Source organism: Paenibacillus sp. FSL H8-0283 (genome assembly GCF_045040675.1).
Lineage (GTDB): Bacteria > Bacillota > Bacilli > Paenibacillales > Paenibacillaceae > Paenibacillus > Paenibacillus amylolyticus.
In genome coordinates this window covers 5,275,881-5,296,285 of sequence record NZ_CP150295.1, presented here as the reverse complement: position 1 = coordinate 5,296,285, position 20,405 = coordinate 5,275,881, and the positions used below count along the sequence as shown (strand labels likewise).

The following is a 20,405-nucleotide window of genomic DNA, read 5'->3' as shown; positions in this document are numbered from 1 at the left end:
CGATAACGTAGAGGGCAGAACCAATCTGAAGAACGCCTTTATCACTGTATTTTCACCTTTTGGAACGATTCAAAAAATACAGGGATAACAGCGGTCGGAAGATGGTACTGCAATCGTAGTTATAACGTGCAATTATTTTCCTGAACACACTGGAGGAACTTATTTTGAATCAGCAAGCAGGCACGCAAGGCAACAAACGAAAGTTCAACAAGCTGTACGCCATGCAACTGGCAACAATCTTTCTGGGATTTATAGTATTTGGTATATCGGAAAATATTAAGGGGCCGGCCATTCCGCGCATTCAATTCGATTTTAATCTGGATGAGAAACAACTCGGGACGTTATTATCCCTGAACGCACTGGGTTACCTGATCGCCTGCTCCTTCACAGCTATTCTGGTTCGCAAATGGGGCATCAAGGCGGTTAGCATCATATCATTTGCATCGATGATCCTATCGGGTGTGTTCATTTATGTGTCTCATACCTATCCACTCTTTGCTTCATCATACTTCTTCATGTACATCGGTAACGGCATGCTGGAGATTGCTTTGGCGATTCTGGGTGCGCGGATCTTTGTGAAAAACACAGGTACGATGATGAACCTGTCCCATTTCTTCTATGGACTGAGTTCAACGGTAGCACCTTTGCTGGCGACGGGTGTCATGTCGTTGAGCGTGTTTGGACACGAACTGGACTGGCGCGGTATGTATCTGGTGATGTTGTCACTCTGTCTGCTGCCGATCATTGCGGCGTTGCGCAGCAAATTTCCGGGGGATGATCTTCCACATGAAGATCGGACTTCACTGAAGACGTTAACACGTGATCCTGCCCTTTGGCTGATGGTGCTCATTCTTTCTTTTGGCGTGGTATCGGAGCTGGCGGTTGGGGGTTGGTTGGTTAATTTCCTGGAAAAAGCCTACACGTGGGACACGGTCAAAGCCTCCGGGTTATTATCTGCGTTCTTCCTCACGTTCTCGCTGGGACGACTGCTGCTTGGACCATTGACGGACCGGATCGGATTTGTATTGTCACTGATTATGTTCTCAGCTTTCTCGGGAGTATGTACGTTCGTGGCGCTTGCAGGGGGAGAGCGTCTTGCGATTTTCTTTGCGATATCTGGCGCGGGCATAGCGATGATCTATCCAACAGTTATGGCGTTTATCGCACGAAGATATCCGAACGGCAGTGACACCGCGATTACGTTCACAGTTACTCTGATGGGGGTTGGTAGTGTCATTGGTAACTATGTGATTGGCTGGGTGATTGAAGGTGTGAAGAATTTGTACGGTTCAACGACTCAGTTGGGACTGCTGCGCGGACTTCAGGCGGGGTATGGGTTCATTGGTTTATGTGCTGTGATCTGTGCGGCATCGGGAGTAGTGTTGTATGTGTATTTGAAAAGACGACAGGAACTGATATAGATGATACGTAGCACCAAGCTTCATTAAGAACTCTTTAATAGAACTCTTTAATAGCTCTTTCTCACCTGAACTATGGAGTGAGAAGGAGCTTTTTTTCAGTTTTTATTTTGCATATGAACGGGTATCAAATTAGCAAATGGTACGATATACACCTTCGATCGGATAATCTGAGCAAAAGTTACGGAACAGTTACTAGTTTACTTTAACAAGCTGAACATTTTGGAAATTAATATTGTTATAAGCTAAATTACATATTATGATGTATAGGTCTTTTGATTCAATATTATACAAAAATCAGGAGAAAAGACTTAATCATTAGGAGGCAATATGGATATTTCGAAAAAACTGGGTGTAGCAGCTATGGCAACGATAGCTCTTACGCTAAGCACGGCAATTCACTCCAACGTGTCGGCAGCATCCGATCCGTTCAAAGATGTTGCACAGGCATCGCCTTGGGCAAAGGGACTTATTCAAGAAGCTCAAGAGAAGATGTTCATGAATGGAGATCGTGAGGGTTATTTCCATCCCTTACAAGAGGTAACTCGTCAAGAAGCGGCAGTCGCGCTTGTTAAATTAATGGGCCTTCAATTAAGTAACAATGTGGTTTCTTCATTTACAGATGTTGCTCCTGGTTCATGGAGTGAAAGTGCGATTAATGCGGTACAAAAAGCAGGATGGATGAATGGAGATCGTAATGGAACATTTCGTCCTAAAGCAGTAATTACAAGAGAAGAATTAGCTTCCATTCTGGCCAGAGCTACACAAGTAGATGCAGTGGCAGTTCAAGAAGATGAGCTTCCAGCTATTAAGGATAATCAGAAAATATCCGCTTGGGCTAAAAACTCAGTTTCATCCGTTGTTTCATCAGGTTTGATGACAGGAAGTAATGGAAGCTTTCATCCACAGAAACCAGTACTTCGGCAGGAATTGGCAGCTATTTTAGTAAGAATGGATTCTAAGACTACAAGCAATAAACTTCAAACTATCAAGAAAATAGAAAATGGAATGGTGACGATTGGAAATACCAACTATAGTGTGACGGAAGCATTAAAACCACTTTTCTCGGAAAATAATGTAGCTGCACTTGCTAACGCGGAAGTTCGTGTTGAAACCGTAGATGATCGTATCACCAAGGTATTTGAACTAAAACTCCTTACGCCAGGTCAGGGAGCAGAATCGGGTAAAAAAGAGTTCTCAGGTAATACCATACTAGATGGCGGACAAGCAGTCATTGAAGGCAATGTAAAAGTTGCAGCTGACTACATAACGATTAAGAATATCAACATTAGCGGCGATTTGGAAATTACGAAGGAACTCGAAAATGACTTTTACGCAGAGAAGATTACGGTAAAAGGTACAACATACGTTAAGGGCGGAGACGATAATACGGTCGTATTCGACCATTCGTCACTCCAAGGAATGAATATTACCAAGGAAGATGTTCGGGTAGAAGCAGTAAACAAAACGGTCGTTAAAGAAGTCCATATTGAGTCGAAGCTCTCCGGATTGTGGGGGGATGAATCCATTACATATGAGAGTGTAACTGTAGGAGAAGGTGTTCAAAATGCTTCTTTGTATGCCCACATCCAGAACTTGGAGATCAATACAGGTAATAAAGAAACAACAATTTCTGGAACAGGTCATATCGAATCGGTGACCATTAAAGGTTCTGGCACAATTGCGCTACAAGGTACCGGCGTAATAGGGTCCGTAACGATTACAGATAGTGCCAGCCAAGTGTCACTCCCAGCTAACGGTTCCATTCAACGTCTAGTGCTTCCAGACGGAATAGCACCAGAGAGAGTGATTGCAAACTACGATAAAGTAAAAACACAGATCGCTACGATTAACGGAGCATCGAATCCAGCTTACGTACTCCCAAGTTCGGGAGGCGGTAATTCTTCCAATAGCGGAGGTAATGCGGGGAACTCCGGAGGAGGAACGCCCTCTAATCCGGGTACAACACCAACACCAACGAATCCGAACCCAATAGCATGGTATCCGTACACTTACAAGAGTTATCAAAACCGCACAGAAACTTCGGCTGATGGTTTGATGACCACGAACAAAACGGGTACGGTCTATTACATGGCTGTTCGTTCAGGTGATAATGTACGTCCTACAACCGAACAAGTGAAGAGTGGAATACTTCCTAATAACCTCCCTTCAACACATGGTATGTTTTCTATAACAGCTAACCAACCTGTAACCTATAAAATAGAAGGCTTGGAACCGACGAAAGCATACAGCATGTATGCCATTTTCAAAAATGAAGAAACGGGTCAGGAAACGCAGCCAATGTTTATCCATTCCGTTATGAATTATATTGCGAACGACATTAGTGTACTTCCTTATGAGAATTCAAACTTAAGTCAGATTAGAATTCAGTTCACTGGTGTACTCACTCCTCCGGCCACAAGTACAACCAATCCGTCTGCCATCATTAAGGATGGTCATCTGCGAAACTATGGCTACGGATTTATTGAGATTAATTCAATAGAATGGGATCTAACCATTCCCGAAATGCCTATTATGAATCTAAATTTTGACCCTGTAACATTGGGAGACGGGACATCCTATAGGTTGGATTGGACCTATGTAAAAAATGCTTTAACGATTAAAAATACAGATGGAAATGGTTCCCGTTCGTTCGGCGGACATGGAAGTTACTCAGGTCCGGAAGTTGTCTCATTGATCACCAAGCAATTATCCATAGAAGCTGGTAACACGATCGATCCGTTAAAGGGAGAAGCAGTCATGCACATTCTTGGCGTGTATCCTTCTCCGTTGAAACAGGAATTGGGGTTGGTTGAGTTCAATGGACAACATTATCAGAAAGCACTGGCAGAAAAAGCAGGCCAATATACGACATTCAGTGATGTCAAACAGATTATTCATGCTACAAACCAGCAATATCCTGCTCCATCCAGCACTGAAGCCAGTGTGATCCGTAATATCAATAGTGCAGCAACCGTTTCTATTATGGAATCTTACCTGAAGAGATATGCATCCACATTAAATATTGATGCAACGGCATACAGCAATATGAATCAGGCTGCTCGAGCAGAAGTTGCCCAAACAATTATTAATAATCGAAGACTTCTGCCTGATAACAAATTCACGAGCCTTGAAGAAATTCGTACTACTTATGAACTTGCATACGTCAAGGCTGCTTCTATACCGATGAGCATTTCTTTTGTGGATACCGATACGGCTGCAGGCTTTGTTGGGGGAGATATTAGATGGACTACAGGTACAGATGATAATTCAGTCATTTCTTATGAGGTACTCTGGGGAGATGCTGGGCTAAGTCTTTCGAGCATTGCAACAATCGACAAGGATGAAGAGAATAGTTATACCTTACCACAAGGAACGGCTATTCCTTACGGATCGACTCAACTACTTGTACGAGCCGTGCTTCAAGATGGATCTCAAACAGCTCCAATATCCATTGCGATCAAAGATACATTGCCTTCGGCTCCTGAGGAACCAGCAATTAAAATCAATGATGAAAGAAATATACTGATTGATGCGAATTCAAGCATGGAGTTTTCGGTGGACGAAGCTCAATCTTGGATTTCATATAATGATGTAGATCCGCCGATTTTCCCTGGTGATGTATTTGTGAGAGTGCGTGTTAAAGCTGATTCAGCGAATCAAGTTCCAGCAGGGAACTGGTTAACAGTTAGTTTTGTAGATAATGTAAAAATGTATGTTGGTCATAATGATGCCAGTAATACGTTCTATACAGACCACATGACCTCAGCAATGGAGTATTCTGTGAATGACGGGGAAACGTGGACAACGTACAACGAAGAAAATCCACAACAATTTCCTGGGGATCTAACTGTTCTCGTTCGCGAGAGAGGCGGTCAATACTTGGAGGCTGCACCAGCTAAAAGCTTCACATTTACATCGAAAGTTCAGGTTTGGGAGTCAAATAATTCAATTATGGCTTCTTCATCGATACTTGAATACTCCAAGAATAATGGAGAATGGATTCCATTAATCAGCGAACAAACTGTTCATTTCGAAACGGGAGATTCCGTTCAAGTTCGTGAAGCGGCACGTAATCCTTTTCCAGCTGGAGAAACAACGACATTTAATTTCTAAAAAGTAAAAAATATTCAAGGGAGAATCTCTACGATTCAATGCCCAGCAACCCGTAAAGCCCCGCTGATCTCAAGATCAGCGGGGCTTTACACCTATTCTTACAAGTCAATAAGTACGAACTTACCTGACCTCGACTGGCTTATCTTATCCCCTTACTTCAACAAACCTATGACTTGTTCAAAGCCGATCTTCTTTTCCAACGTTTCAAAAGCACGTAAAATCCAAAAGCACCTAAGAAAATCACCGCTGCCGGAACGATATAAGGTTTAACAATCTCATCCACATGCTCCCATTGAGAGCCTAGTTTGAAGCCTAGGTAGATATACAATGAGGTGATCGGAAGCATGGCCAAGAAGGTAAAGATACTGAACTTAAACACATTCATTTTCGCCATTCCACATGGGATGGAGATCACGGTCCGAATGCCGGGTACAAAACGTCCATAGAATGCTACCCCGCTGCCATATTTCTCGAAGAACTTATCGGAAGCGTCCAGATGGTGGGGGCGAATCAAGAAATATTTGCCGAATTTTTCGACCATCGGTCTGCCGCCGTATCGTCCCAGGGCATACAACGTCAGAGGTCCAAACGTACCACCTACGGTACCAGCGAGTATAGCCAGCCAAAGCTTCATATCCCCAAGATACACCCAATATCCTGCCATGGGCAGTACGAGTTCAGCAGGTACGAATTCAAACGACAAGGCAATAACCAGACCTGCGTATGACAAATCTTTAAAAAAGAGTATAAATTGCGTGATCCATTCTGTCATGCTTTCCCTCCATGAATCTATCTTTTTTATATATAAAAGAAACACTCCTGTACAAAGAGTAACAATAGCGAATAGAGCTTGTCAAAGTTCACATGTATGTCCATTTCAGGGCACACTGCGGCAATATGTTTACCTATACATAAGGGTTGAATGGATTCATTGACACTTCATACGGAAGTGGATACCGAAGCAATGATATAATCCTCTGAAAATGCTTCCAATTATAGTATGATAAGATTATCACTAGCTTCTTCACCATCCTGTACATAAAGAGAAGGAGATCAGAACATGACCGTAACTTCGATTATCGACCAGATCCATATTATTGAATATGCCCCCTCTTACGCTACTGTGCGCAAGACCGTAGAGGCCGGATGGCCGACGGGAGTGTGGTTTTGATTTCTTTGACTATACGTGGAAAAAGGGAGATGTCTCCCTGCGGGCTGCACTTGAAAAGTCGGGTCGCGGGCTGACTGCCCTCGAAACACCGGATTACGAAATCTCTACAGAGGTCGATGGTCATGATCTGGTTTTCGGTTCCAGCTATAAGGTTCACTATCGCATTAAGAACACTTCTGCGTCCGAACTGGCAGTCGAGATCAAGGCACATTATACAAGGGTAAGCTACCGAGGGACTATAGCTCCAATGTATCCTTTTATTGTTTCATGTATATCATATAGATATACAACTGTAGGGAGGTGAGGTATAATTGGAGCATCAATCAAACGAAAGGCGTGGGATTGCCATGACTACAGCCACACTTAGCAAATGGGGAAATAGCAGTGCAATTCGCATTCCTAACCAATTGCTTAAGCGTCTTAATCTGGAAGAAGGCTCGGAAATCGAGATTTTGGTGACAGAAGATAATGAATTGTTGTTGCGTCCAAAAACCAAGCCTGTAGAGTCCAATGAGGAACTACGTAACCATCTAAAGACTTTGCTCTCTAAAGTGAAACAGGATACAAGACATGAAGAAATAGACTTTGGTACTGAAGGGAAAGAGTTACTTTGATTATTCCCAAACGAGGCGATCTGATATGGCTTGACTTTGATCCTCAAGCGGGTCACGAGCAAGCCGGGAGACGACCGACTATTGTTCTATCAGAACTTGAATTCAATGAAATAACGGGTTTTGCCGTTGTATGTCCCATAACGAGTCAAGCCAAGGATTATCCTTTTGAAGTTACACTACCAGAAGAGTTGCCATTTTCAGGTGTTGTTTTGACGGATCAGTTGAAGAGTCTTGATGTGCGGCAACGACGTATCCAAATTGCGGGGCATGCCGAACCAACCTCTGAATTTATGAAATCAGTTCTACGCAATGTCCGTTCTATATTGGCATAATTGAAAATTAGTAGCTGATCATATTCCTAAATCCACGTCTAACTAAAAGACGTGGATTTTTTCTTTCATGCCTAAATAGATTCGTCCATCCTTGACGCTTCTAACAAGAGCTTCCGAAAGGCACATATAAGTTGGAAAGAAAGATTTTTAATTCTCTGAAAATGCTTCCATTTATAGTATGATAAGACTATCGCTAGCTTCTTCAAACATGGCCTGTATTATCTCTGCGGCTATCGGGCAAAGGCCATATTGAAAGTTCACAAAGACCATCCTGTACATAAAGAGAAGGAGATCAGAACATGACCGTAACTTCGATTATTGATCAAATCCATATTATTGAATACGACCCCTCTTACGCTGCCGCACTCGCGGATATGTGGAACCGTAGTAATGAAAGCTGGGGAGGTGGCACCAACCTTAGAACAGAGGAAACCGTTCGCCGGGAGATGGAGAGTTCGTCCAATCTTTATGTGTTTCTAGCCGTTCATGAGAAAGAGGTTGTTGGCTTCTGCAGTTTTGCTCATTACCGCTATGACGAGAGAGCGCTATATGTACCGCTGCTTAACGTACGCCCCGACTATCACGGGTATAAGGTCGGACGTAATCTGATCCTGAATGCTGTTCGCAAGACCGTGGAGGCCGGATGGCCCCGCCTGGATCTGTTCACATGGGCAGGCAACACGAAGGCTGTACCGATGTACAAGAAATGTGGATTCTTCTGGGAGAAAAAAGATGATAATGTGCATCTGATGAATTTCATCCCTACCATTTTGCAGACCGAAGCACTCGCTCCTTATTTTGAGGAGTTGGATTGGTATGCAGACAGCACGCGTGAACTCGTGGTCGAGCCGGATGGCCGACGGGAGCGTGGTTTTGATTTCTTTGACTACACGTGGAAAAAGGGAGATATCTCCCTGCGGGCTGCATTTGAAAAGTCGGGTCGCGGGCTGACTGCCCTCGAAACACCAGATTACGAAATCTCAACAGAGGTCGACGATCATGATCTGGTATTCGGTTCCAGCTATAAGGTTCGCTATCGCATTAAGAATACTTCTGCGTCTGAATTGGCAGTTGAGATCAAGGGTGAGGATAACAAAAACATTCGATTTGCGCTGGACGTTGCACGAGCAGTCGCTCCGGGAGAAACCATCATCGTGGAAGGTGAGTTTCACCTTGATCCAATTACAGAGGAACAGAATAACAATAAGACCCATCCCGTGGTTGCCAGCACTTGGTTGATCGGCGGTAAGAAAGCGGAGTTCAGGTTAGGTATTGCCCCGAAATTCCCGGCCAAGATCAAGACTATCTTGCCTGTGAAGGAGCTCTATACAGGTATTCCGGCTGAGTTGGTTCTGAACGTGGAAAATAATGTGGATGCCGAAACGGAGTTCAGCTTGGACTTACCAGAGGATGAATTCCTTGAATGGGCGCAGCGTTCGGTGCGCTTTACGGTGCCTGCCAAAGGTAAAATGTCTGTGCCAGTGCCTTTCACCTTGCGTTCGTATGGTCTCTATTCCCAAGAAGTAGAAGTGACGGCTGTCCCAGTGGGGAACCATGCGATCTCTTTTACAAGCAAAATTTCTGTACTGATGAAGGGAATCGAAGGGAAATATGGCGGGCAGATTGAGGATCAATGGGTGGCTGTTAACGGCGCATTCTCGCTCCATATGAACAAGCATGATAATGTCATGTGGATTGAATATCCGGGTTCCCGTCATTCATTCTGGTGGACTTATCCGAAGCTGGGTAAGCCGTTTGCCGAAGAGTTATCCAAAAAACAAGCAAAAGAAGTGAATATTTATCCCGAAGGGGAACGTCAGGTTCTTGAAGCACTGTATGACTCGGAGGATTTCCCTGGCTTGCAGATCAAGTCGGTGGTCAAGCTGTCTGCGAATGGAGTCGCCGAATTCCACCACGAGGTTGAGAATACACGAGACACCGCCTGGGAAGAGGACCTGTATCTAATGAATAACTTTGGGTTCTATGGTAGCAGGTTAATTCTCCCGTACCAAGATCGTTTTGTGGATATGGGGGATTCTTACGCTGGCGATCCGAGCCATTGGGATAGCGCCCAAATCACGGAAAACTGGCTGTTCTGTAAGGAGGAGTATGGTGCCAGCGGTATCTATTGGGACCCTTCTCTGAAGTTGCTTCGCCCGGAATACACGCTGGGGTTTCAGCATGAGCTTGGCCGTATTCCCGCAGGAGCTGTTGTGCGGACAAAAGCAACTGTATATGCTTTGAACACGTTTGCCAAATGGTCGGATTTCCGTGCGTTTGCACGGAAGCAGCGGAACCCGGTCATTCCGTTGCTGGCCAGTCATCTGGATCTGACACTGAGTGAGGGAAATCCATTTGCCCCGGACGTGCTGCAAGCAACGTTGACTGAACACAAACTGGTTCCGCTTGCGGGCAAGCTGGAGCTGTATGTGCAGCAGGGTGGCAAACCGGAGGTTATGGCCAATGCGAAGGAATTCAATCCGGAGCAGAATCTAAACTCAGCCAAGCTGACATTCTCACCAGACGAAGCGGACCGAGACCAGCACGTGAGTGGTTGGAAAGTTCGTGGGCTATACCGGGGCGAAGATCGGATTCAGGAACGAACTGCCCTTTGGTTCCCACAGAGCGGAACAGAGGTGAAGCAGAAGGTTGAAGAAGGTTCATCTGGCCCTTTGTACACCGTAGACAATGGAGTGTTGTCGATCGCCGTTGCTCCTGAATTCGGGAGTGTAGTACACTCTCTGAAATATGCAGGAGAAGAATGGCTGGATAGCTCATACCCTGAACCGGCTCCACGCTCGTGGTGGAATCCGTGGTATGGCGGACTGGGTGTCGGGGTTCCAGGCATGAATGGTTTCAGCCGCCAGTTGGAACAGAGAGCCGCTTCCTGGACAGAGCAGAAGGATCAATACGGCAACGTCTGGAAGGGTATAAAGCTGACCACCCGGATTGAAAAGCATGAAGCGAATCGTGGAATCACGATCCACCAGCATTATCTGATGCTGCCGGGTGTCCCTGTACTCTGCACGCTACTTGCCGTGACCAACGAAAGCGGCCTGACGCTGACGGATTACTCGCTTGCGGAGGAACGTTTCCTCCAGCCTTCATCTGTCTTTGCGGAAGGTTGGATAGAACAACCGGGTAAAGATCGATTCCCGCTAGGCAAGGTGGATTTGGGCCTTCCACTTGAAGACCTTTTGCGAGTAGGATCGGTTTCGCGTGAAAACATGCTGCATGCGGTACATCGTTATCCGAATCAGAGTGCATGGGGGTTTGCCAATAATCAGGTGACGGGTCTAAACGTTCATCATCATCTGACACTCCAGCAGGGGGAGACGGTCTGGACGGAGCCGACATATCTGGTTCTGGGACAGATCCCGCTGAGTTCAGCGGATGTGCGTGACCTTCTCAAACTGAATTTTGTAACTTCTACCGATGAAAAGGAGGCTTCACATGCCGATCATTGATATTCATATTCACCTGTCGGACATCGACAGCTTTCACCGAACAGCAATCGATCTGTCGAAAGTGGATTACTCTGCCGCAGGTCTTAAAGCGGAGTTTGATAAAAACGACGTCATTATGGGTATCGGAATGGGGGTTACGGAGCAGACGAAGGGAGCGTTCCCGGATTCCAGTTCCCCTAACCCGATGGGACTTGATCTGGAAGAGAAGGTTCCGTCATTCCTCATGGAATGTGTGGGGATCAATCCCAATGCGCTAGATGGTAAAAACGCTCAGGACGAGCTTGATCGGATTGAAGCAAGACTGCAATCCCCTGAAGTAGCCGGAATCAAACTCTATGCGGGATACTATCATCACTATGTGTATGACAAAATCTATACCCCGGTCTATGAACTCGCAGCCAAGTACAACCTACCTGTCGTGATTCATACGGGTGACACGTACTCCATGAATGGATTGCTCAAATATTCTCATCCGTTGACGGTGGATGAATTAGCCTTGCAGCAACGTGGTGTGAACTTCATGATCTGTCATTTGGGTGATCCCTGGGTGATGGATGCAGCTGAAGTGGTGGCGAAGAATCCTAACGTGTACGCTGATTTGTCTGGTCTTGTGGTGGGGGATCGGCCCCATTTTGAACGGTTCATGAACGAGCCTTTATTCATGGATCATTTCCGCCGCGCCTTGGTATATTCGGATCATTACGAGAAAATGCTGTTTGGCACCGACTGGCCGCTTGCACCAATCGATCTGTATGCCGAATTTGTCCGCCGACTTGTACCGGAACAGCATCATGATAAAGTCTTCTATGAGAATGCCTTCGGGCTGTTTCCGCGTATTGGACAGCGGATTGTCGATCTGGGGTAGAACCTAAGTACCGAATTATTAATATCTGAGGGGACGTATAGCATGCCTGTCATGAAAGCATGAATCATGTGATGTTCATGCTTAATCCCTGTCACGTAAGCTCCTGCCACTTTGCTGGCAGGAGCTTTTTTGTCCAGGAGAACAAGGCATTCATCGTACGTCTAATCTGATGAGGGATTAGGAGAACAAAGGTTGAGTCACCATTTTTATATACCTTTTTAAGTCGTTTTCTGCATGTGGGTATTGTTCCCAAACCCCAAGGTTCCAACTCATATAACGGATGCCGAGATATCGGGATGCCAGAGAGAAGTACTTCTCGAATTGATGTTGTGAAATATCGTATCCGTGAGAACTTAGGGACTCCCGATAGATATCAACTTGTTTCAAATGTGTACAGCGCAGAGGGATATCAAAGAACAGGGAGCCATACCTTGCTTCCTCCCAATCGATAAAATAAACATCCTCATTGTTGTGTACCAATACATTGCCAGGATTCAGATCATTATGAATCATCGTATGTGTGTGCTCATCTTCGATGAGAATTTCAAGATCATCTACAATATGATCTGCTACAGCTTCAATTTCCGAAATGAGCGGTGATCCGAATTCCTCAATGAATGATGGACGTTCTATGGCGGTGTTCCACAACGGTCTCCAGCGTCTTTCCATCATTTCGATGATATGAGATCGATCCACAATAGGTATCCATGGCAGTTCTTTTTTCGACCCCATATTCGTTCCATGTATGTAGGCCAGTGCTTGTAATTCTTTATTCTGAAGCAGGTCTATATCCAGATGACTATAATTGGTTTGGTAGTCCACATCCTGAATGCAGATCAGACTGCGATCTTGTGTATGAGGTTCATTTGATAGACTATAGGGTACATTGGCTCCCTGTAAAAATAATCTGGACAAGGCGGAGCGTTCAATGAATGTGGCCTTCTTTGTTACGAAAGAAATATCCCTTTTCACACCATTTATAAGGAATTCAATATGATGTCGAAGCAATTCAACGGCTTGAGATCCGGCACCGATTGGGTTACTTTTGATACTTAGAATGTGAATATCCGAGGATACATATTGATTAATGGTTTGTTTTATTAATTGTTGTAATTTGACAGACTCCATACTCATCTGTTGTCTCCTTCTTGCCTGTATTTGTTTTTACGAATAAAGAGAACTATAATGGTGGATGCACAAAATTTCAGATTTCTTTGGAGGAACATACGTTATGAGATCTTTTCAGTTTTATAATCCGACCCGGCTGATTTTTGGCAAAGGGCAACTTCAAGCACTACAAACCGAAGTTCCAAAATACGGAAAACGTATTTTGCTTGTATATGGTGGTGGAAGCATCAAACGTAGCGGGCTGTACGATCAGGTAATCAGCCAGTTGAATGAGATCGGAGCAGAGGTTACGGAACTGGCTGGTGTGGAACCGAACCCTCGTCTGTCTACGGTTCATAAGGGTGTAGAACTATGCAGAACACATAACATTGATCTGGTTCTTGCGGTTGGCGGCGGCAGTGTGCTTGACTGCGGGAAAGCCATCGCAGTAGGAGCCAAATACGATGGAGACATGTGGGATGTTGTTGTGCGCGAAGCAACCCCAGAAGGCGGCCTTCCACTGGGGACAATTCTAACGATGGCAGCGACAGGCTCCGAGATGAACAACGGTTCAGTAATAACCAATCAGGACACGCAGGAAAAATGGGCATGGTTCAGCGAGTATTCTTTCCCGGCGTTCTCCATTCTTGATCCGGAGTACACATACACCGTACCACTGGATCAGACTGTATACGGCATGGTGGACATGATGTCTCATGTGTTTGAACATTATTTCCATCTGGATACGAATACACCAGTTCAGCTTGGATTCTGTGAGACGATTCTTCGTACCGTCATCGATACAGCCCCTCGCCTGATCAAAGATCCGGAAAACTATGAACTGCGCGAAACCATTCTCTACTGTGGAACAATGGCGCTTAACGATGTCCTGAATATGGGTCTTGCCGGAGATTGGGCTTCTCACAATATAGAACATGCCGTATCGGCTGTGTATGACATTCCTCATGGGGGAGGTCTTGCAATCCTCTTCCCACACTGGATGAAGCATAATCTGGATGTGGATGTAGATCGATTCAAACGTATGGCCATTAATGTATTTGATATTAATCCTACTGGAAAGTCGGACAAACAAGTTGCTGAAGAAGGCATTGAAGCGCTGCGTACATTCTGGACTTCGATTGGTGCCCCTAGCCGTCTGGCGGACTATGACATCGACGACAGTCAGATTGATGTAATGGCTGATAAAGCGATGCGATTTGGTCCGTTCGGATTCTTCAAAAACTTGCAGCGTGAAGATGTAGTACAAATTTATCAAGCTGCACTGTAATTGTAAATCTCACAATCACTTTGTATAATGAGTCACATTAAACAAGGACCTTCCTGTAATACATAGGAACGTCCTTGTTTTTTTATTATGACATCATATCTTATGCGCTCCACCGTGTATCTGGACTTCAATATCATGTGATCTCCTTTTCGAATTAATTCTTCGGTTCAACTACGGCTTCATTGACAGGAGTATCCTTTCGTTTCAGATACATCTTGCTTGGACGATGCAAGAGCACGATGAGCAGGGCGAAGAGATGAATCAGGGTGAAGAGGTTACTCTCATTCGGAATGGCAACGAATAGCGCCAGACTCAGAAACGTCACGGTGAGCTTGAACTTTCTTTTGGTGATGAATATAACAGCAAGCAGGCTGGGACCGATGATAAACAACATTCTGGCTAAGATTACGCCAGAGGCGTAAGCCAGATCATCTCCTTTGCGTAAGAAACCCAGATAGGCCTCCATGTTCTGGTTGAAGTCAATGAGGAACACGATAAAGGACACAATCACGTAGATCAGTTTTACACTCAATAAAATGCGCACGACATTTAATAGCGTAGGTAATGCTGTTTTTGCCATATCACTTCTCCTATTCGACATTTAATAAAGTAGGCATTTTTGGATTCAATGCGTTGTCCCTCTTCCTGCACGATATGTATTTCATATATTATACGATGTTGATGTCATATTTTGTATTAACCCAAAGTCTTCATTTTCCAATCGTTTGCAGTGGCCTTTGACCTAGTATAACTGGCGAAACAGCTTACAGATTATTTGATATCGACCGATATAAAGTAGATACATAGAATTTGGACTTCATAATGATGAAAATGAAAATGGATGGTGAATGTAATCATGGTATTTAGCAAGGCAAGAGAACGCATGCGCAACATGTCGTTCAGAGTCAAACTGCCACTTATGATCAGTCTGCTGGTGTGTATCGTACTGGCGGTAACTGCAGTAGTATCCTACACTGTAGCGGCTGTCATCACACTCGACAAAAGCAAAGATGAGATTAAAGCAACCTCGGACCGGGTGGGGGCAGGTCTGTATGCTTCACTAAGTTTGGAAGAACAATCCACCTTTCTGATCACAACACATCGGACCTTCCAGGATCTGCTGGAGATTCGGAATACGGATGGACAGGAAGGGGAGAATTTTTTCTCGGAAAACAATGAACTGCTGGATAAGGCAAGTGGTATTCTCGCGGACAGTCTGGCAGGTATGGAAGGTAACAACAGTCTGATTTTGTTGGATCGAAATGGCATTATTATTGCAGCGAATGATCCGGCAGTTATCAAGGCAGAACGCGGAGATCGGGCATATTTCCAAGAAGCAATTCAGGGTAAAAACGTGATTAGTGAAGGGATTGTAGCCAAGTCCTCAGGACAACTAGGTACGGCTTTTGCCATGCCAATCTACAATGAGAGTCAAGAAGTACAGGGAGTGCTCGTATCAGCGGCATCCACCTCGTTCTTCGTTAATCAGCTACAAAATATCAATATAAATGATGAGGGAAAAGTGATCATTCTGGACCGTGTAGGTACGGTTATCTACGATTCAGCGGATGAGAAGTTGGCAGGCCAGAAGATGGAGTCCGGCGAATACCAATCATTGATAGATCTGGCTCCTGGCGCTGAACTACAGCAAGGGGATATTAGCACAGATGAGAAAGTGGCGTATTACTCCAAAATACCAAGATCAGACTGGACCGTCGTTGTTGAAGATAAACTGAGTGATGTGCAGAAACCTTTGCGTGCGATGGCAAAACAGATGTATATTGTTCTGTTTAGTGCTATTGCGGTTTCCGTCGTAGCGGGTATTCTGATCTCTTTGCTGGTAACCAGACCAATTACCAGACTAACTGTGTTGTTCAGACAGCTTGCTGACGGCGATCTGACGGTGCAGGCTCAAGGTAAATATAGCGGAGAATTCAAACAATTGGTGGACAGCTTCAATACCATGGCAGCAGGCAATAAACAGCTGATCTCCAGCATGAACCATTCCATCGGCATCCTGAAAACAAGTACATCCGAGCTGGAACAGTCCACTCAGCAAACTTCGACCACGATTGCCGAAACAACGACAACAGCATTTGAGATTTCACGAGCGATGGAGTCCCAGGCGAACGATACGGAAGCCATTGTGGACAAATTCATGAATGTTGGTAACAAGATTGCCAATGTGAATGGAATGTCGCAGGCAGTGAAGTTCAAGGCAGATGAAATTACGGATGCATTCAAAAATAATCATGAAGTTATTGATGCACTCATTGCGGTGAACGGCCAGAACGAGATTGAAGTTGGCAACATCTCCAAAATTACAGTGCAACTCGCCGAAAGCTCCTCGGGCATTCACCAGATTACAGGTACGATTGCCGAAATCGCAAATCAGACGAAATTACTTGCGTTGAATGCTTCGATCGAGGCGGCGAGAGCTGGTGATCAGGGACGTGGCTTCGCAGTCGTTGCTTCTGAGATTCGCAAGCTGGCAGAGCAGACGACAGCTCAATCGGAGGATATCAACCGAATTGTGATGCAGACCATTGATCACGTGGAGCAGAATAACCGAAGTGTTCAGGCTATTGAAGCGATTGCGGAACAGCATAAGAGCAGTGTTAGCCAGACCAAGGAGACATTCAATTTTGTCACCGAGAATATGAATGAGATGATGAGCCAGGTTCAGGCTATTGCCACGGAGATCGAATCCATTGAACGTGATAAGGATGACGTCATTGGAGCTGCACAGAACTTGTCCGCTTCGGGTGAAGAGGTGTCGGCTTCTGTTGAGGAAGTCACAGCAACAATGCAGGAACAGTCCGGCATGACGGAACATTTGACAGATATGGTGCAGAGAATCGATGGACTGACCAAACAACTGGCCGAAGAAGCATCTCGCTTTAAAACAAAATAGGAATACGAAAAGAAACCCGTTTTTCAAAAGAAAACCGGGTTTCTAGAACAAAAAGAGCACCTGTACCCATCTATGGCTACAGGTGCTCTTTGGTGATGTGTTACTCTCCTCGAATGGAAGGCGCATACGCCAGCACTTCCATTTCAATTAAATAAGGGCCTAACCCGCTGAATACGGTAATACGGGCGGGATAGGGCTGTTTAATCATCTGCGCATACACTTCGTTGTATTCGGGCTGATCCTCGACTCTGGCCAGATGAGTGGTTACCTTCACAATATGATCAAGTGTAAGTCCGGCTTCTTGCAGGATCACCTCAATATTACGAATGCACTGCTCAGTCTGCTCCTTAATGCCGCCGATAGGCTCAAGCGTCTGTGGATCAACGCCTACCTGACCTGCGACGTAGAGGAAATCTCCTGCGCGGACAGCATGGGAGAAAGGAAGCGGGAACTTGGGTGCTGCACTTGCATGTATGATGGTAGACATCGTAGCTGTCATTCCTTTCCTAATGAGTGTGTATGATTGGTGTTAACTGATGCCAGTTCGTAGCCTGCTGATAATGATGAGCAATGGACAACAAGCGGTCTTCTCTCATGAGTGGACCGGCAAGTTGCATGCCGATAGGCAATGGCTTCCCTGAGGTGGTATCAAACCCGATGGGTACGGTGATGGACGGTAGTCCTGTATTAGTAAACGGTCCGTTAAAAATCGGGCTCCCCGTCTTATAGCCATGTGGGGCCACATAGGGTGTTGATGGAGTCAATAACACATCCACTTCATCGAAAAGCATCATCATCTCGCTCCGGAATATCGTTCGGATGCGTTGTGCCTGCAAATAATCAACGGCACTCGTCTGGTAACCGAGTTCAAGCTGCTCCCGCATCGTGTGGCCGTAACGATCAGAGGCTTCCGCGAAGCGTTCCTGATGGAAGGCGGCAGCTTCTGCCCGCATAACCGTACGATGAGCAGCCATGGTCTCTTCCATATAAGAAGGCAGGTCAACTTTCTTCCATTGCATGCCCAGCTTCTCAAGCACAGCGATGGCCGACTCTACCGCTAACAAGATCGCCGGTTCATCGGTTTGGAAGAAGCTGCTCGGTAGCCCGACCATCATTTCTGAAATAGGATGCTCAAGAGCATTTGTTAAATCTGGCTTGCCATGAGGGAGCGTGAAGGGGTCAAGCTCATCTTGCCCGGCCATTGCTTCCAGAACGATTGCGTTATCTTGTGCCGATCGAGTGAAGGCGCCAATATGATCCAGGCTCCAACTGGCTGTGATGACACCATTACGGCTAACCCTGCCGTAAGTGGGTTTCATACAGGTTAATCCGTTGTAAGCTGCGGGTCTAAGCAGAGAGCCAAAGGTCTGTGTTCCGAGTGTGAAGGAAGCCATGCCAGCCGCTACTGCAGCGGCAGAGCCGGAGCTGGAACCGCCTGGGGTATGTTCTAAATTCCATGGGTTGCGGGTTGGCGGTTCTCCTCCCTGAAAGGCGTATTCCGTCGTTGTTGTCTTGCCGAGCAGGATAGCACCTGCAGCTTGCAACTTATTAATTACAGTTGCATTCGTTCCAGATACGAAGTCTGGAAAGGTACTTGATCCAGCCGAGGTGCGTATGCCAGCGGTATGGATAATGTCTTTGGCTCCATAGGGAATACCATGCAGAGGACCGAGATATTCGCCATTCATCAGTTTTTGTTCAGACTCTCTTGCGGCCTGCAAAGCCTGTTCGGCGGTGACTGTAACGAAGGCTTGCACAGCAGGCTCTACTTTCTCAATGCGATTCAAATAGGATTTTGTAAGCTCGACAGGCGATATCAACTTATTTTTAATCAGTGTTGCGGCTTCAGCAATCGTCAGCTCGTTAAGTGGTTTCGTAATCATCGCAGAGGCACGCTCCTATGCGGGGGATTGGGCCCTACTTCTTCTGGCAACTTGAAGTTTCGAATCAGCTCCAAGTCTGTTGTAAATAGGGCAAGCTCTTCGCTTGTAATAACTCCGTCCGCATATTTGGCGCTTTCTGTACGGCGGTGTGTGAGATAGTCATCCTGGTTCAGAGTAATCACCCTTTCTCTCTCTATTTGGTGGTGAAGCTTGAATCGATAATCTCCTCGTAAGCGAGGTCTTCCTTCAGATTGCCGATGAAGCGTTGCATATCGATTGCGGTCTCGAATGCTGATTCATTGATGAGTCCTTCCGCAGGATATACCTTGCTGTCGATCATGCGTTGTACCGCTTGCTCCACGACGTTTTTGTCCAAATTCGGGAATTCCTTCACGGCAACTGCTTTTGCGCCTTCAGGATTCGATTGAATGTAGTCCAGGGCTTGTTCAATAGAGGTGACAAAGCGCTGGGTGAGATCAGGATTCTTTTCAATGAAACTTGCGGTTGTATTCATCGTTGCAAAGGCAAAGTCAGGGTAATCCTTTGTGAAATCATGGACAATATGCAGTCCTTCTGCAATGCCTTGATCCAGCTGAGGTTCGTAAACGATAGCAATATCGGCTTTGCCAGCTAATACAGCACCAAGCTCGGAGCCATTCTGAACCTCGGTGATCGTCACATCCTTGTCGATATCGATGTTATTGTCAGCGAACAGCTTCCGCAGTAAGCTGTTCGAACTTGTAGGTGCCAAACCCACCACGATGGTTTTACCTTTGAAATCCGCTGTCGAGTTCACGGTTACTCCTTCTCGCGCAACTGCCCATACTGGAGCGCTGCCCGATAGAAGGACCAGTGAGCGAGCATCTCCGCCCTTTGCATTAGCAAATGCGACATGTTCAGGACCGTGGAAGGAGAACGCAGACTCGCCTGAGATCACCGAAGACAATGCCGTTGGACCACTTCCGGCAGCACGGATGGAAGATAGCTCAATACGATTCTCCTTTAGAAAACCTTGGTTGTTCGCTACATACAAGGGAAGGTAGAGCAGGTTGTGATAAACTTCGGACACCATAATTTTGTCTACCTGCGTATTTGCTTGCCCCCCGCTATTAGATGCACCTGCACCACTCGCGGGTGTTGTGGAATTGCTTCCGCATGCACTGAGCAGTGTAGTCAAAATAACCGTCATCGCTGTTAGAAAAGCTATCTTTTTGAATGTACGCATTAGTC

14 protein-coding genes are annotated in these 20,405 nt (G+C 45.7%); 8 read left to right on the top strand and 6 right to left on the bottom strand.

Annotation, left to right across the window (positions count from 1 at the left end):
• Nucleotides 1-221 precede the first annotated feature (221 nt).
• Both MHI52_RS23335 and MHI52_RS23330 read left to right on the top strand, forming a co-directional pair.
• Nucleotides 222-1,421, top strand: coding sequence for a sugar MFS transporter (locus MHI52_RS23335; protein WP_100529263.1), 1,200 nt, complete (start codon nt 222-224; stop codon nt 1,419-1,421).
• A gap of 327 nt (nt 1,422-1,748) precedes the next feature.
• The gene (locus MHI52_RS23330; protein WP_405157719.1) at nt 1,749-5,534 is read left to right on the top strand and encodes a DUF4073 domain-containing protein; all 3,786 of its coding nucleotides are present in this window, start codon (nt 1,749-1,751) and stop codon (nt 5,532-5,534) included.
• A 166-nt stretch (nt 5,535-5,700) separates the two neighbouring features.
• Here the strand turns inward: MHI52_RS23330 and MHI52_RS23325 are convergent, their stop codons facing one another.
• Nucleotides 5,701-6,306 carry a DedA family protein gene (locus MHI52_RS23325; RefSeq protein ID WP_405157718.1) on the bottom strand — a complete coding sequence of 202 codons (606 nt, stop codon included), beginning with the start codon at nt 6,304-6,306 and terminating at the stop codon, nt 5,701-5,703.
• Between the two features lie 710 nt (nt 6,307-7,016).
• On the opposite strand from MHI52_RS23325, the gene MHI52_RS23320 reads away from it, so the two are divergent.
• The 4 genes from MHI52_RS23320 to MHI52_RS23305 all read left to right on the top strand — a co-directional run bounded on the left by MHI52_RS23320 (nt 7,017) and on the right by MHI52_RS23305 (nt 11,983).
• The gene (locus MHI52_RS23320) at nt 7,017-7,319 is read left to right on the top strand and encodes an AbrB/MazE/SpoVT family DNA-binding domain-containing protein (protein WP_091027929.1); all 303 of its coding nucleotides are present in this window, start codon (nt 7,017-7,019) and stop codon (nt 7,317-7,319) included.
• On the top strand, nt 7,316-7,651 hold the full coding sequence (locus MHI52_RS23315) for a type II toxin-antitoxin system PemK/MazF family toxin (RefSeq protein ID WP_405157717.1): 336 nt from the start codon (nt 7,316-7,318) through the stop codon (nt 7,649-7,651). The genes MHI52_RS23320 and MHI52_RS23315 overlap by 4 nt, the downstream gene beginning before the upstream one ends.
• Nucleotides 7,652-7,950: 299 nt before the next feature.
• Nucleotides 7,951-11,118, top strand: coding sequence for a GNAT family N-acetyltransferase (locus MHI52_RS23310; RefSeq protein ID WP_405157716.1), 3,168 nt, complete (start codon nt 7,951-7,953; stop codon nt 11,116-11,118).
• A complete protein-coding gene (locus MHI52_RS23305) occupies nt 11,105-11,983 on the top strand; it encodes an amidohydrolase family protein (protein WP_405157715.1) in 879 nt (292 codons plus the stop codon). Before MHI52_RS23310 ends, MHI52_RS23305 begins: the two co-directional genes overlap by 14 nt.
• A 177-nt stretch (nt 11,984-12,160) precedes the next feature.
• Here MHI52_RS23305 and MHI52_RS23300 read toward each other — a convergent pair whose 3' ends face one another.
• Nucleotides 12,161-13,117 (bottom strand): phosphotransferase family protein, encoded by a 957-nt coding sequence (locus tag MHI52_RS23300; protein WP_405157714.1) that lies wholly within the window; start codon nt 13,115-13,117, stop codon nt 12,161-12,163.
• 97 nt (nt 13,118-13,214) lie between these two features.
• On the opposite strand from MHI52_RS23300, the gene MHI52_RS23295 reads away from it, so the two are divergent.
• Nucleotides 13,215-14,378, top strand: coding sequence for an iron-containing alcohol dehydrogenase (locus MHI52_RS23295; protein ID WP_036674351.1), 1,164 nt, complete (start codon nt 13,215-13,217; stop codon nt 14,376-14,378).
• Between the two features lie 154 nt (nt 14,379-14,532).
• Here the strand turns inward: MHI52_RS23295 and MHI52_RS23290 are convergent, their stop codons facing one another.
• On the bottom strand, nt 14,533-14,958 hold the full coding sequence (locus MHI52_RS23290; RefSeq protein ID WP_340934921.1) for a hypothetical protein: 426 nt from the start codon (nt 14,956-14,958) through the stop codon (nt 14,533-14,535).
• A gap of 276 nt (nt 14,959-15,234) precedes the next feature.
• Between MHI52_RS23290 and MHI52_RS23285 the strand changes: the two genes are divergently transcribed.
• Nucleotides 15,235-17,292, top strand: a complete 2,058-nt coding sequence (locus MHI52_RS23285; protein WP_340984469.1) for a methyl-accepting chemotaxis protein — start codon at nt 15,235-15,237, stop codon at nt 17,290-17,292.
• Between the two features lie 100 nt (nt 17,293-17,392).
• Here MHI52_RS23285 and MHI52_RS23280 read toward each other — a convergent pair whose 3' ends face one another.
• From MHI52_RS23280 to MHI52_RS23270, 3 genes are all read right to left on the bottom strand, one after another.
• On the bottom strand, nt 17,393-17,779 hold the full coding sequence (locus MHI52_RS23280) for a Rid family hydrolase (RefSeq protein ID WP_340984470.1): 387 nt from the start codon (nt 17,777-17,779) through the stop codon (nt 17,393-17,395).
• A 19-nt stretch (nt 17,780-17,798) separates the two neighbouring features.
• On the bottom strand, nt 17,799-19,175 hold the full coding sequence (locus MHI52_RS23275; protein ID WP_405157713.1) for an amidase: 1,377 nt from the start codon (nt 19,173-19,175) through the stop codon (nt 17,799-17,801).
• A gap of 193 nt (nt 19,176-19,368) precedes the next feature.
• Complete coding sequence (locus tag MHI52_RS23270; protein WP_101314486.1) at nt 19,369-20,400, bottom strand: ABC transporter substrate-binding protein; 1,032 nt, start codon at nt 20,398-20,400, stop codon at nt 19,369-19,371.
• Nucleotides 20,401-20,405: the final 5 nt, after the last annotated feature.

Bases quoted from the DNA above. Each gene is read 5' to 3' on its own strand.
- MHI52_RS23335 (WP_100529263.1), top strand. From the start codon at position 222: ATGCAACTGGCAACAATCTTTCTGGGATTTATAGTATTTGGTATATCG.
- MHI52_RS23330 (WP_405157719.1), top strand. From the start codon at position 1,749: ATGGATATTTCGAAAAAACTGGGTGTAGCAGCTATGGCAACGATAGCT.
- MHI52_RS23325 (WP_405157718.1), bottom strand. From the start codon at position 6,306: ATGACAGAATGGATCACGCAATTTATACTCTTTTTTAAAGATTTGTCA.
- MHI52_RS23310 (WP_405157716.1), top strand. From the start codon at position 7,951: ATGACCGTAACTTCGATTATTGATCAAATCCATATTATTGAATACGAC.
- MHI52_RS23305 (WP_405157715.1), top strand. From the start codon at position 11,105: ATGCCGATCATTGATATTCATATTCACCTGTCGGACATCGACAGCTTT.
- MHI52_RS23300 (WP_405157714.1), bottom strand. From the start codon at position 13,117: ATGAGTATGGAGTCTGTCAAATTACAACAATTAATAAAACAAACCATT.
- MHI52_RS23295 (WP_036674351.1), top strand. From the start codon at position 13,215: ATGAGATCTTTTCAGTTTTATAATCCGACCCGGCTGATTTTTGGCAAA.
- MHI52_RS23290 (WP_340934921.1), bottom strand. From the start codon at position 14,958: ATGGCAAAAACAGCATTACCTACGCTATTAAATGTCGTGCGCATTTTA.
- MHI52_RS23285 (WP_340984469.1), top strand. From the start codon at position 15,235: ATGGTATTTAGCAAGGCAAGAGAACGCATGCGCAACATGTCGTTCAGA.
- MHI52_RS23280 (WP_340984470.1), bottom strand. From the start codon at position 17,779: ATGTCTACCATCATACATGCAAGTGCAGCACCCAAGTTCCCGCTTCCT.
- MHI52_RS23275 (WP_405157713.1), bottom strand. From the start codon at position 19,175: ATGATTACGAAACCACTTAACGAGCTGACGATTGCTGAAGCCGCAACA.
- MHI52_RS23270 (WP_101314486.1), bottom strand. From the start codon at position 20,400: ATGCGTACATTCAAAAAGATAGCTTTTCTAACAGCGATGACGGTTATT.